The organism is Shewanella sp. HL-SH4 (genome assembly GCF_051164845.1).
GTDB classification, from domain to species: domain Bacteria; phylum Pseudomonadota; class Gammaproteobacteria; order Enterobacterales; family Shewanellaceae; genus Shewanella; species Shewanella glacialimarina.
In genome coordinates, this window is sequence record NZ_CP195037.1 from 1227501 (window position 1) to 1241123 (window position 13623).

The window sequence follows — 13623 nt, forward strand, 5'->3', positions numbered from 1 at the left end:
CGTTCAATCTGAGCCATGATCAAACTCTTCAATTAAAGTTTTTTGAATCTTGCGATTCGGCTCAATGAATTCTGATTGCTTTATCAACCGAAGTTAACAAAGTCTTTTTGTACATATTTCTATGAACATTCATCGTTGCATTGAGTTTAAATTTTTTGATTGCTCTTCCTAAGAAGAAGCAATTTCGAATAACTCAATACCTGTGAATGTCCACACAGATTTCTTGTTTAAGTTGTTAAAGAGCGTTGATGTTAATTTTTCAAACATCGCCGTTGGACGCTAGGTCGTTGGCTTGGGCTGCGTATTCTACAGACCCTGTTGTCAGCGTCAAGTGTTTTTTCAAACTTTCTTTTCGCTGTTGATTTGATGATGAAACCGAAGTTTTTATCCTTTCAAATCAACCTAACTCGCTACTTTGCTTTCGCGCTGTGCCGTGTCAGTGGATGCGCATTATAGGGAGATTCTGAGGCAGTGCAAGGGCTTTTAATAATTTTTTTATCAAAACGGCATTGACGGGGTGTTTTTTGGACGAAACGCGCAAAAAAGTGACTATTACATCTCATTTTGCATCAATAAAGTTCGATAAAGCAATGTTAGCGGCGAGCGAATACGCCTCTAAAAATGAAAATACCTTCTTATATATGATTAAGAAGGTATAGTTTACTCTGAATAATGTGTTTTTTTAGTTTGTACTAAGTGATTTTGTCACTAGTTGGTTTATTTGCAGTAGATACTTTAGTTACGGGTTATTAACCCAGCTGGAATAAAAGGATTAGCAGTGAGTAAATCCCCTTATCTTTTGCGTCTTAATCTAATGCACTCTTATACACTCACCATAAATAGTAAATATAAGTTGGTTTTTACTTTTAGATAACATATTTTTGTTCTATCAAAGATACTTTTATATTTCAGCTTTAACCTTTGGATGCTTACATGAAACAATTACTTTTATTAGTTACCTGCCTGCTTATGTTCTCATCAAGTATTGCCGCGACTATTTATACCTGGACAGATAGTAGTGGTGTTGTCCATTACAGTCAGCAAGCACCAAAGGGAGTTGAGGCTCAGCGCATTACTAGTGATGATCTAGAACCTCAGAAAATTGGTACGGCAACTCCAAAACGAAAGGCCGTTGAAGTAGAGCCTGAGTCTGATTTAGCTCAATCGGCAAAATTAATTAAAGAGAAAGACGCTAAGCAAGCCGAATCAATCTGTGAGAGTGCTAAACACAGCATGGATTTACTTGGCTCATATAATCGGCTCACTAAAAAAGATCCTAAAACCGGTGAAGTTGTTGCTATGACAGAAGAGGATAAGCAAGCGGCTAGAACTGAGAATGAACAAAGAGTGAAGCTTTTTTGCAATTAACAACTCACTGCAGTGAAATTTAATCTAAATTTAAAAAAGGGAGCTAAATGCTCCCTTTCTTTATGTGCCTAGTAAAAGATGAAGTTACTGCACAAACACCAACTTGCCCTGCTCAACATTAGCTTGAATGACTTTACCCGGAATTAAATCCCCACGGAGTAGCTTTTGCGCTAAAGGGTTTTCCACTTCTTGCTGTAAAGCTCGCTTTAATGGCCTTGCACCATAAACTGGATCGAAACCTACTTCAGCAATTAACGATAGCGCTTCATCAGATACTTGCAGATCAAACTCTTTTTCAGCTAAACGTTTGCGTAGCAGTTCAAGCTGAATGCTGGCAATGTGTTTAATATTGCTAGCATCAAGTGGATGAAACACTACCGATTCATCTACCCGATTTAAAAACTCAGGTCTGAAATTCTGTATCACTACATCCATAACGCTTTGTTTCATTTCCTCATAAGTCACACGACCGAAACTTTCTTGAATACGATCTGATCCTAGATTCGAGGTCATAATAATCACAGTATTTTTAAAATCAACTGTACGACCTTGCCCATCGGTTAAGCGACCGTCATCTAACACTTGCAGTAAAATGTTAAATACGTCTGGATGGGCTTTCTCAACTTCATCTAATAAAATGACCGAATAAGGTTTGCGACGCACAGCTTCAGTTAAGTAGCCACCTTCTTCATAGCCTACATATCCTGGAGGGGCACCAACTAAGCGAGAAACCGTGTGCTTTTCCATAAACTCTGACATATCTATGCGCACTAAAGCCGACTCGGTATCAAATAAAAACTTAGCTAACGATTTACACAACTCTGTTTTACCAACACCTGTCGGGCCTAGAAACAAGAATGATCCTATGGGACGTTGGGGATCGGCAAGTCCTGCTCGGCTTCGACGAATAGCATTGGACACAGCATCAACGGCTTCATTCTGCCCAATCACTCGCTCATGCAGTGCATCTTCCATATGCAATAACTTCTCGCGCTCCCCTTCAAGCATTTTTGACACAGGAATACCGGTTGATTTTGATAACACTTCAGCAATTTCAACATCGGTGACTTTATTCCTAAGCAATGTCATGTCTTGCATCTCTGCTTGAGAGGCTAAATCTAATTGCTTCTCTAGCTCTGGGATACGACCATATTGTAGCTCAGACATACGGGTTAAATCCCCAGCCCTTCGAGCAACATCCATATCCATTCTGGCCTGTTCTAAATCGGCTTTGATATGCTGAGTACCGGCCAATGCGGCTTTTTCGGTATGCCAAATCTCATTAAGCTCTGATGCTCTCAATTCAACATCTTTTAGTTCAACCTGCAAATGATCTAAGCGTTTTCGACTTGCATCATCGGTTTCTTTGGCTAACGCTTGCTCTTCTAGCTTTAACTGGATAGCTCGGCGCTCTAATCTATCTAAAGATTCGGGTTTAGAATCAATCTGCATGCGAATGCTTGAAGCAGCTTCATCAATTAAATCGATGGCTTTATCAGGTAATTTACGATCCGAAATATATCGATGAGACATAGTTGCAGCGGCAACAATGGCTGGGTCGGTAATTTCAACATGGTGGTGAAGTTCATAGCGCTCTTTCAAACCACGTAAAATGGCAATTGTGTCTTCTACGCTAGGCTCGTCCACCAGCACTTTTTGAAAACGACGCTCAAGTGCGGCATCTTTCTCTATGTATTGGCGATACTCATCTAAGGTTGTGGCACCCACACAATGTAAATCACCACGGGCTAATGCGGGCTTTAACATGTTGCCAGCATCCATTGCGCCTTCACCTTTACCCGCGCCGACCATAGTATGTAATTCATCTATAAACAGAATCACTTGGCCTTCTTCTTGGGATAACTCATTCAGAACTGCTTTTAAGCGCTCTTCAAATTCGCCTCGATATTTAGCCCCTGCAATTAACGACCCCATGTCTAAAGACAATACCCGTTTGTTTTTAATACCTTCTGGGACTTCACCATTAACAATTCGTTGAGCAAGCCCTTCAACGATGGCAGTTTTACCGACACCAGGCTCACCAATTAATACTGGGTTATTTTTACTACGGCGCTGTAATACCTGAATCGTGCGGCGAATTTCATCGTCACGACCAATAACAGGGTCTAACTTGCCTTGTTCTGCCCGCTCGGTTAAGTCGACGGTGTACTTTTTCAACGCTTGGCGTTGATCTTCTGCATTAGGATCATCCACTTTTTGACCGCCGCGAATTTGTTGGATGGTATTTTCCATTAACTCTTTGGTGGCGCCAGCATCTTTAAGCGCTTTAGCTAACGCGTCATTACCTTCAAGTGCTGCAAGAATGAATAATTCAGATGAGATATATTTGTCTTTGCGTTTCTGAGCCAGCTTGTCACACAAATTAAGCAGGCGAATAAGGCCTTGCGACAACTGTACATCACCGCCAGTTCCATCAACTTGTGGTAAGCGCTCTAATTCTTGGCTTAAGGTTGAACGTAATGCACTGACACGCATGCCCGCTTGAGTCAGTAATGGATGAATTGAGCCAGAATCTTGATTAAGTAGAGCCATCATTAAATGGATAGGTTCAATAAATTGATGATCCCGTCCTAATGCTAATGATTGCGCATCAGAAATAGCAATTTGAAACTTATTCGTCATACGGTCGAGTCTCATATAACCTCCTACATCTAATACAAAAAGTAGATATCCGCTGGGATATGCTGTTATCTAAAATATGGGGGCATAGTAGTGAGATTTCAAGCTAACAAAGTATGATGAGGTATAAAAAGGTGGATTATTTTTTATACAAAATAACAAAAAGCGGTGAGATTAAGATTTTAGCCAAATCAATGAGGCCATACGGCCAGTGTCCTTATCTCGACGATAAGAAAAGTAGTCGTTGTTTAATACGGTACATTCATCAGCACTATAGACGGTTTCGATACCTAGCTGAAGTAAACGCACTTTTGCTAAACCAACCATATCAGCCAAATATTTATCAGTTGTATTCACTCTAGGGATGAAACAGTCTGCAATGGCCTTTTCAAGTTCAACATCAGTAGTATCAATAGCTGCGCTAGCCATAAATGCGCTGCGCACTTCTGCTCCTACTTCAAACTGACTGGGTCCAATACAGGGGCCTAGACAGGCAATTAACTCACATGCAGGTACTGAAAAATGCTTTACAGCCTGCTCAATAACCCCAGCACATAAACCGCGCCAGCCAGCATGCACAGCTGCAACCTGTCGACCTTGTTTATCGCACAGTAATACGGGTAAACAATCTGCCGTCATTACCGCACAAACTTGGCCATACCGGTCACTATAACTGCCATCGGCTAACGGAACACTAATGCTATTAATTAATTGAGATATAGACACCACCTCAACACCATGCACTTGCTCTAACCACAAAGGTTCGCAAGGTAACGCAAGTGAAGATAAAAGTAGACGCCGATTAGCCAATACCGTTTGAGGATTATCTCCTACATGTAATCCTAGGTTTAGACTGTCATAGGGGCCACAACTACTCCCACCATGACGGTCAGTAAACGCAATAGCGACATTTTTAGGTAAAGGCCAATTGGGTCTCAGCATTTATATATACACAATTATAAATACACTATTGGATTTAATTCGGTATCAATGCGCATTGCTTGAGTCAAAAGCAACATATCTTCAGGTATTGGCGCTTTCCAACTCATGATTTCACAGGTGATAGGGTGCGCAAGCTCTAAACGAATTGCGTGTAATGCTTGGCGTTTAAAGTTTTTCAATATATCAAAAAACTCTGGGCTAGCGGCTTTAGGCGGACGAGGACGACCACCATAAACAGGATCGCCAACCAACACATGACCAATATAATCCATGTGAACTCGAATTTGATGAGTACGACCTGATTCAAGACGTAAACGTAACCGAGTGTGGGCACGGAATTTTTCCGCAACACGATAATGCGTTACTGAAGGGCGACCACCATTAACTACCGCCATTTGTACGCGTTTAGTAGGATGACGATCGATAGGCTCATCTACAGTGCCACCCGCTGTCATAGTACCAATTACAATGGCTTCGTATTCACGCACAATTTCACGGGCTTGTAGCGCGGCAACTAAATGCGTTTGCGCTTCAACTGTTTTAGCAACAACCATCAAGCCAGTCGTATCTTTATCGAGGCGATGAATAATACCAGCACGTGGTACATGCTCAATATCAGGACAATGATGCAATAATGCATTCATCAAAGTACCATCGGCATTACCCGCACCTGGGTGCACGACAAGACCAGCAGGTTTATTGACCACTATGATGTGATCATCTTCATAAACAATGTTTAAAGCGATGTTCTGCGCTTGAGCGCGAACTTCTTCTTCAAGCTTGGCGTTGATTTCGATCAGTTGTGATTCAAAAATCTTTTCCCGCGGCTTGTCGACTATGATACCGTCTACGGTAACTGCACCGGATAAAATCCATTCTTTGATGCGTGTGCGCGAGTAATCAGGAAAAATAATCGCCAATGCTTGGTCAATTCTTTGTCCTGTTTGTGTTGCTGTTATCTCGCTTTTTAGATTAATCTCTTGTGTCATAGGAACCGTAACCCTTTTCTGGGGTCCAAAGTGAATGTAGTATCTGTTACAATCGGATGTTTTCTATTTTACCGTGAAATGGAAAAATTCTTAACCACAACTTATAAAAGAATTAAATTAAAGTATGTATAAATTAGCCAAAGGCGCCGCCCTAGTATTACTTTCAGTCGCTATTACCGCTTGTAGTAGCAGTCCCGAAGATGACGAGTTTGCCAATAAAGCCTCTCCTGACGTACTTTATTCTCAAGCTAGAACCTCAATGGAATTAGGAAACTATTCTAAAGCAGTTCGAACGCTAGAAGCTTTAGACTCGCGTTATCCTTTTGGCCCACATAAAACTCAAGTTCAATTAGATCTGATCTTTGCTTATTACAAAATGGATGATGTTGCTTCAGGTGTCGCCAATATCGACCGTTTTTTACGCCTGAATCCGACTCATCCTAATATTGATTACGTGTATTATATGCGTGGTTTAACAAATATGCAGGCAGATAGTTATTTATTTCACGATATGATGAATATTGACCGTACTGATCGTGATCCTCAAAACGCTCAAGATGCCTTTAAAGACTTCGATCGCTTGATAAAAAGTTACCCTGAAAGCAAGTATGCTGCTGACGCTCAAAAGCGTATGCAATACTTGAAAAACCGTTTAGCGCGCTATTCTATCAACGTTGCAAGATATTACATAAAAATGAATGCTTGGAGTGCTGCTGCAGTTCGCGCTCAAACCGTGTTAGAAAAATTCCCTGGTACACCAGAGGCTGAGTCTGCGCTTGAAATTATGGCTACCGCCTATGACGAACTTGGTCAAGACAAGTTAAAACAAAACACGTTAACTGTGATGAAAGCCAATTTTCCTAATAACGAATTAGTTAATTAATTATTACTCAATTAAGTCAAGTCATTTAAAACGGCCTCTTTATGAGGCTGTTTTTTTAACCATGTTGATAAGTTGATAAATAAATACGCCATAAAGATATCAGTAAAATGACTCATGATTAATGAATATTTTTACAGCACTGACCGCTGATTGATTAGTCTAAACGCTGCTTAATTCAGCATTGAAGTTGAAAAATAACTTTTTTTATAAAAAACGGTTGACTCAAACACTAGAAAACCTTAAATTGCACCCCGTTGCCCGAATAGCTCAGTCGGTAGAGCAGAGGATTGAAAATCCTCGTGTCCCTGGTTCGATTCCGGGTTCGGGCACCATATTTAAATTGGTGGCATCAAGCGACTAATAAAGTGATTAACAAAAAAGCCTCGCAATGCGATGCTTTTTTGTATGTGAAATTTATAACTTACTGAATCAAATTGCTTTGATTGGCTATTGCAAGCAAAGCATATAATCTAAAATACTTACATAGGTTCAATATACTCAACCATAAGCTGAACCGTTTGATTACCTCTAAACTCATTCACATCTAACTTATAAACTACTCGAGCCTGTTTAATCGTCGCGTCGGGCCAGGTTTGCATATCAACATTAAACGCAATGCCATCTAACATTAATTGACCGCACTCTGTTTCAAGTAATAACTTAAGATGTTTTTCACCCACAATACGTTGCTGCACAACATTGAAGCAACCATCAAATAGCGGCTCTTCAAATGATTGGCCCCAAGGGCCAGCATTACGCAGCATAAAGGCAGTATCTAAGGTCATGTTAGCGGCAGCTAATTCGCCATCTGACATTAACTCTCCAGTTAGCTGCTCATAATCTAAAATATCTCTAACGACATCATCAAAAGCTTGTTTAAATGTCTCTAGCGCGTCAGCTCTTAAAGACAAGCCTGCTGCCATTGCATGGCCACCAAACTTGATAATAATACCTGGATGTAATGAATTAATCCGCTCTAGTAAGTCCCGCATGTGCAGGCCTTTTATTGAGCGAGCAGAACCTTTAATTTCACCGTTACCCGCCAGCGCAAAAGCGATCACAGGTCTATGGTATCTATCTTTTATACGTGAAGCTAAAATGCCGATAACGCCTTGATGCCAGTCTGGTTGAAACAAAGCTAACCCCCAAGGCAGCGTCGCTTCATCCAGTGCTATAACTTGTAAGCTTTTCAAGGCTTCTTGCTGCATACCGGCTTCAATATAACGCCTATCTTGATTCAAGCCATCTAGCTCAGCCGCCATTCGTCTTGCAAGCATGATATCGTCACACAATAAGGTTTCGACACCTAACGCCATTTCATCAAGGCGACCGGCAGCATTTAGCCTTGGGCCAACCGCAAAACCAAAATCGGCAGCAACAATCTTACTCGGGTCACGCTTAGCAACTTCTAGCAATGCGGTAATACCTGGGCGGCAACGCCCTGCGCGTACACGTTGTAAGCCGGCTTGAACTAAAATACGATTGTTGGGGTCTAGCGACACCACGTCGGCTACAGTGCCTAGTGCGACTATATCAAGTAGTTCAGCTAAATTAGGTTCTATAATACCTTGCACCGCATACCAATTGCGGCTGCGAAGCTCTGCACGAATTGCTGTCATTAAATAAAAAGCGACCCCAACTCCTGCAATTGATTTACTGGCGAATTGGCAATCAGGTTGATTCGGATTAACAATGGCATCAGCTTCGGGTAAGATTTTGCCCGCAAGATGATGATCGGTCACGACCACTTGCATGCCGTAAGCTTTGGCAGCTTTTACGCCATCTATAGACGAGATACCATTATCAACCGTGATAAGTAGTTGCGCCTTTTTACTGTGGGCAACAGCGACAATTTCAGGACTCAAACCATAACCGTAGTCAAAACGATTAGGGATTAAATAATCCACTTGAGTCGCGCCCATCATTCTCAAAGCAAGTAAACAAACACAAGTAGACGTGGCGCCATCGGCATCAAAGTCACCCACGATTAATATTTGCTGCTGAGCATGCATCGCATCGGCTACTAATTTAGCGGCAACATCTAACCCTTTCATAGTATTAGGACGCAGTAATTTAGCTAACACTAGCTCACAATCATCTTGCCCCACACCGCGTCGAGCATATAACTGTCTCAATAAGGGAGGTAAAGTAGCGGGAAGATGTGAATCATCAACTTGAAGACGACGAGTGATTTTATGAGACAAAACAAACCCTAATGCAGTGACATGTGAAAAAAGCGATAAATAAAAAGGTGAGCTATTGCTCACCTTAGTCAGTTGACTATCGAGATTCTAAGGTTTTCAATAAGTCATTTGGAGGCTGATAACCTGGCACCATACTACCGTCTGCAAGTATCATCGCTGGCGTACCGTTAACGCCAAATGAACGTCCAAGATCAAATTGTTTGCTAATATCAATATCACACGATGCCGCTTTAATATTCTTACCTTCTTTAGCATCTGTCATTGCTTGCAATGGATCTTTAGCACACCATACAGCTTGCATTTCATCGGCGTTGGCAGAAGGTATACCTGCGCGAGGATAAGCTAAGTAACGGATCGTAATGCCTAAGTCATTATATTCACTCATTTGATTGTGCAGTTTACGGCAATAGCCGCAGTCTACATCAGTGAATACCGTGACCACATGCTTTTCATTTTTAGCTTTATAAACCAACATGTCTTTCTCAAGTGGTTTAAGCATATCTATGCGAGGCCCGGCTAAAGCAGCCTCAGTTAAGTTGTTCATGCGGTTATTTAGGTCATACATATTGCCATGGATCAATTTAGATCCATCTTCAGTAATATAGAGCACACCACGATCGGTTAACGCTTGCACAATACCCTTTATCGGCGATGCTTGAAGACTCATCACCTCAACACCTAACATGTCTGATATTTTTTGTTTTAACTCACTATTTTCAGTATCAGTTGTGGCTGCTGCATAGCTCATTACAGGAACAACTAAACTGGCGACAAGAATTAAGGCTTTAGATAACTTCATAATTATTCCTAATTTACACGGGATTAAATGACTAGACCCGACTTTGATTGCAAAACTTACAGATTTAGTACGATTAACGCAACTATGCTAAAAGCTTTTTAATGTAACGAAAGGCTACCCAATAGATTAACCTCGCGGATGATGCTGTTGATGAAGCTGCTGTAGGCGAGCTTTAGCAACATGAGTGTAAATTTGAGTCGTGGATAAATCACTGTGGCCTAAGAGTAATTGTACAACTCGTAAATCAGCGCCGTGATTCAGTAAATGAGTCGCAAAGGCATGGCGTAAAGTATGTGGTGATAAGTGTACCCTTATCCCTGCTCGCGCACTGTATAACTTAATGCGATGCCAGAAAGTTTGTCGAGTCATCATCTGCGCACGCCTCGACGGAAATAACACATCAGATTGCTTCATATGCAAAAGTGTTGGCCTAGCGGTTTTTAAATATAATTCGACTTCACTAATGGCTAATTCACCTAGCGGAACTAAACGCTCTTTACCGCCCTTACCCATCACCCTAACGACTCCTTGGCGCAAACTTATTTGCTCCATTGTTAAACTCACTAATTCGGTCACCCTCAGCCCTGTTGCATATAATAATTCAAGCATCGCTTTGTCACGGCATTCGATTGGATCATCGATATCGGGCTCGGATAGTAAAGCATCTACTTGCGCTTCAGATAATGCATCAGGCAATTTGCGTGGCAGTTTAGGTGACTCAATTAACGCTGTAGGATCGACATCAATCAACTTATTCACAATTAAATAACCGTAAAAGCGTCGTAAGCTACTCATCAATCTTGCGGTACTGGTTTTAGCATATTGTTGCTCAAATCGATATGCGAGATACGCTTTTAATAGCAATGAATCGGCATCAACAAGGCAAGACTTTTGACTTAATACAAAACGTTCGAAATGCGCTACATCAGTTCGATACGATGCTAACGTATTATCGCTTAAGCCTTTTGTTGACCATATATCGTCAATGAATTGTTCGATTAGGGGGTGCGGAGAGTATTGATTTGATTTCACGTAAGACTCTATTTAACACGCTAGATATGCTGGCTATAGGTTAGCATATCTAGCGGTCAAATATTAGCAATCCTTACTGATAAGCAATTAGCTGATAAGCATTTATGCCGCAGAGGTTGTTTGATCACTTTTAGGTAAAAACAAACATACCGCAGAAACGATGGCGGTTGGCAGTACCCAAGCCATGCCTTCTGCATGTAACGGTAAGAAATTAAACATCGACATATCAAAGCCACCGGTTTTTAATCCATCTAATACGCCAAAAGCTAGCGCAACGCTTAGAATTAATCGTTGTGACAACTCAGGTCGAGCAAATTGTGGCGTAATAAAAGTCACTAATACCAATGCAATGGCCACTGGATAAATCGTCATCAATACAGGAATACTAATTATAATTAATTGTGATAAACCCACGTTAGCAACAGTGGCACACACCACACTGAAAATAATCACAAAACGTTGGTATGATACTGACGGTAGAAGCTCATTGAAAAACTCAGAACACGCAGTTACCAGACCGATCGCGGTAGTCAAACACGCCAAACCAACGACTGTAGACAGCATAACAATACCTAACATGCCGAAGTTGTGGTCAACATAATTAGTTAAAATGACACCACCGTTTGATGCTCCCTTAGCTAAATCACCTGCTGAAGCACCTAGAAAGAATAGTGATATATACACAAATGCCAATCCAGATGCGGCAATAATGGCGGCGCGGATAAGATACTTGGTTTGATCTGCAACATTATTAACGCCTTTTTTACGCAGTAAATCGATAATAAGCATACCAAACATCAGTGATGCCAAGGTATCCATAGTGTTATAACCTTCAATAATCCCCTTTGATAAAGGACTTGCCAGATATTCCGCTGAAGGAGAGCCTACCGTTGAGCCTGAGATAAACATCACACTCATTGCTAAAGCAACCAACAAGGTCAGTAAAATAGGCGTAAGTACTTTGCCGACGTTATCCAAAAGTTTGCCAGGATAAAGTGACATAAACATCACAATCGTGAAAAACACTAAGGTAAATATCAGCTGGGCTATATTGATTGCTTGACCCGCTATCATCACCACCGCATCAGGGTCTGCTATAAACGGACGTGCGCCTATTTCAAAGGCGACCAAACTGGTTCGAGGCGCCGCAAATGCAGGCCCTATAATAATATAAATAGCAATTGCCAGTGCTGTAGCGGCAAACGGTGGCAAATAGGCCATAATTTTACCATTGGATTTAGCTACAGCAATCAATCCAATCAGTGGCATTCCCACCGCGGTTAATAAAAAGCCAACCATAGCCAGTGACATGTTCTCACCCGCTAAAAAACCCGCAAAAGGCGGGAATATAAGATTACCTGCACCCAAGAAGAATGCGAAAGCCATAAACCCTAGGCCAAAGGTATCGATGATCGATAATTTAGTTGTTTGCACGTTAACATCTCTTTTTGTTGTATTTGTTCTTTAACCAACTTAAGTGATCAAATTCATTTTAGCTACTGCTAATAATGAACACGTCACAGATCGTAAAATTATATTTACAGCCTAAGCTATCTAAATACATTAAATTTAGTGCGAAAAATAATCATTGTTGATCTGTTTATATAACCCTTAGTTAGTGTTTGAATGAATCAAGCCATTACAAGCGGTTTTACCTTGAAAGAGCAGCCTGAACTAATAGCAAAGATGCTAATAATACGCAATAGAGACTGAGTATATTCAGTTATTTAGATTTCAAGCCTGAAACAATTACCAAAAGCCCTAAACATAACTAGCACAGCCTTTAATAAGCGATAACATAAATTAACAAACCGATAATTAAGACCTTATATTTATATTATGGCCGCTACCACATTGACTGAGGGTTAAACACCAGTAGAAGTAATACTGCATGTTTAAAATAAGCCATCATCAATCAATTAACACGCTGGTATAATTTGTTATAATCAACCTTTAGTTCGCTCGCACTGTAGCCCTTAATGCCATTCACATTTAAACAATTTCATATCGATGATAGCCATTGCGGCATGAGTGTAAGCACTGACGGGGTGCTGTTAGGTGCTTGGGCGGGCTTAACTAACGCAACACGTATTATTGATATTGGCGCAGGAAGTGGCTTATTGAGCTTAATGGCTGCACAAAGAACATCGACACAAACTCACATTACTGCAATAGAGTTAGATACATCTGCAGCTCAAGATTGCTTCAATAATATCGCCCAAAGCCAATGGGCTAAAAAAATTGAATTGATACAATCCAGCATTCAAGATTTTTGCTTACATCAGCAAAAAATAGCCGCAAGCAGTCGCCAATACTTTGATCATATTATTTGCAACCCTCCCTACTTTACCAATGGCCCGCAAACTCAGGATCGTGCCCGCGCAACGGCAAGACACACTAATCAACTGGATTTTACAGACTTAGTACAATCCATTTACGCTTTATTAGCCAAAGATGGCGTGGCCAGTATCATTATTCCGGTTCAGAGTGAAGCGATGTTCAAACCAGCATTATCTGGCACTGGCTTAGAAATAACTCAACGTATTGAAGTCAGCAGCGTTACAGGAAAACCACCTAATCGGCTATTGCTGGCGATTAAACATCCTGCTTCCGAACAACAATATGTTACCGGCTCGATCGATATACGTGATAAACAAGGTCAGTATTCGGTAGCAATGACAGATTTATGCAAGGATTTTTACTTAAAACTTTAGCCTGTGTGATTCGTCAGCTATAATAGACGGCTACTTTTAAGCGAGACCCACG

General features: G+C 41.0%; 10 protein-coding genes, 1 tRNA gene and 1 rRNA gene (1 of these 12 cut by a window edge). 4 read left to right on the forward strand and 8 right to left on the reverse strand.

Annotated features, from left to right (window positions below; all coding sequences use genetic code 11):
* A 16S ribosomal RNA gene (locus ACRWQL_RS06315) occupies positions 1–35 on the reverse strand; it reaches 1510 nt to the left of the window's first position.
* Positions 36–933: 898 nt separating this feature from the next.
* Between ACRWQL_RS06315 and ACRWQL_RS06320 the strand changes: the two genes are divergently transcribed.
* Entirely contained in the window at positions 934–1368 is a 435-nt protein-coding gene (locus ACRWQL_RS06320; RefSeq protein WP_434952799.1) for a DUF4124 domain-containing protein, read from the forward strand.
* A gap of 84 nt (positions 1369–1452) precedes the next feature.
* Here ACRWQL_RS06320 and clpB read toward each other — a convergent pair whose 3' ends face one another.
* The 3 genes from clpB to rluD form a co-directional block, all read right to left on the reverse strand.
* Entirely contained in the window at positions 1453–4026 is a 2574-nt protein-coding gene (clpB, locus tag ACRWQL_RS06325) for an ATP-dependent chaperone ClpB (protein ID WP_434952800.1), read from the reverse strand.
* Positions 4027–4182: 156 nt separating this feature from the next.
* Positions 4183–4950, reverse strand: a complete 768-nt coding sequence (gene pgeF / locus ACRWQL_RS06330; protein WP_434952801.1) for a peptidoglycan editing factor PgeF — start codon at positions 4948–4950, stop codon at positions 4183–4185.
* 14 nt (positions 4951–4964) lie between these two features.
* Positions 4965–5939, reverse strand: a complete 975-nt coding sequence (gene rluD, locus ACRWQL_RS06335; RefSeq protein WP_226410921.1) for a 23S rRNA pseudouridine(1911/1915/1917) synthase RluD — start codon at positions 5937–5939, stop codon at positions 4965–4967.
* Positions 5940–6063: 124 nt separating this feature from the next.
* On the opposite strand from rluD, the gene ACRWQL_RS06340 reads away from it, so the two are divergent.
* Together ACRWQL_RS06340 and ACRWQL_RS06345 are read left to right on the forward strand one after the other, a co-directional pair.
* Positions 6064–6822 carry an outer membrane protein assembly factor BamD gene (locus ACRWQL_RS06340; RefSeq protein ID WP_434928403.1) on the forward strand — a complete coding sequence of 253 codons (759 nt, stop codon included), beginning with the start codon at positions 6064–6066 and terminating at the stop codon, positions 6820–6822.
* A 256-nt stretch (positions 6823–7078) separates the two neighbouring features.
* Positions 7079–7154: transfer RNA gene (locus ACRWQL_RS06345), tRNA-Phe, on the forward strand.
* 147 nt (positions 7155–7301) lie between these two features.
* Here the strand turns inward: ACRWQL_RS06345 and recJ are convergent.
* From recJ to brnQ, 4 genes are all read right to left on the reverse strand, one after another.
* The gene (gene recJ / locus ACRWQL_RS06350) at positions 7302–9026 is read right to left on the reverse strand and encodes a single-stranded-DNA-specific exonuclease RecJ (protein WP_434952802.1); all 1725 of its coding nucleotides are present in this window, start codon (positions 9024–9026) and stop codon (positions 7302–7304) included.
* Positions 9027–9102: 76 nt separating this feature from the next.
* Positions 9103–9825 (reverse strand): bifunctional protein-disulfide isomerase/oxidoreductase DsbC, encoded by a 723-nt coding sequence (dsbC, locus tag ACRWQL_RS06355; RefSeq protein ID WP_226410924.1) that lies wholly within the window; start codon positions 9823–9825, stop codon positions 9103–9105.
* A gap of 126 nt (positions 9826–9951) precedes the next feature.
* On the reverse strand, positions 9952–10857 hold the full coding sequence (gene xerD / locus ACRWQL_RS06360; protein ID WP_434940090.1) for a site-specific tyrosine recombinase XerD: 906 nt from the start codon (positions 10855–10857) through the stop codon (positions 9952–9954).
* A 102-nt stretch (positions 10858–10959) separates the two neighbouring features.
* Positions 10960–12291: a branched-chain amino acid transport system II carrier protein gene (gene brnQ, locus ACRWQL_RS06365; RefSeq protein ID WP_226410926.1), complete on the reverse strand. Its 1332-nt coding sequence runs from the start codon at positions 12289–12291 to the stop codon at positions 10960–10962.
* Positions 12292–12836: 545 nt separating this feature from the next.
* Here brnQ and ACRWQL_RS06370 point away from each other — a divergent pair.
* A complete protein-coding gene (locus ACRWQL_RS06370) occupies positions 12837–13571 on the forward strand; it encodes a tRNA1(Val) (adenine(37)-N6)-methyltransferase (RefSeq protein ID WP_434952803.1) in 735 nt (244 codons plus the stop codon).
* Positions 13572–13623 lie beyond the last annotated feature (52 nt).

Coding starts and splice junctions, on each gene's coding strand:
- ACRWQL_RS06320 (WP_434952799.1), top strand. CDS start 934: ATGAAACAATTACTTTTATTAGTTACCTGCCTGCTTATGTTCTCATCA.
- clpB (WP_434952800.1), bottom strand. CDS start 4,026: ATGAGACTCGACCGTATGACGAATAAGTTTCAAATTGCTATTTCTGAT.
- pgeF (WP_434952801.1), bottom strand. CDS start 4,950: ATGCTGAGACCCAATTGGCCTTTACCTAAAAATGTCGCTATTGCGTTT.
- rluD (WP_226410921.1), bottom strand. CDS start 5,939: ATGACACAAGAGATTAATCTAAAAAGCGAGATAACAGCAACACAAACA.
- ACRWQL_RS06340 (WP_434928403.1), top strand. CDS start 6,064: ATGTATAAATTAGCCAAAGGCGCCGCCCTAGTATTACTTTCAGTCGCT.
- dsbC (WP_226410924.1), bottom strand. CDS start 9,825: ATGAAGTTATCTAAAGCCTTAATTCTTGTCGCCAGTTTAGTTGTTCCT.
- ACRWQL_RS06370 (WP_434952803.1), top strand. CDS start 12,837: ATGCCATTCACATTTAAACAATTTCATATCGATGATAGCCATTGCGGC.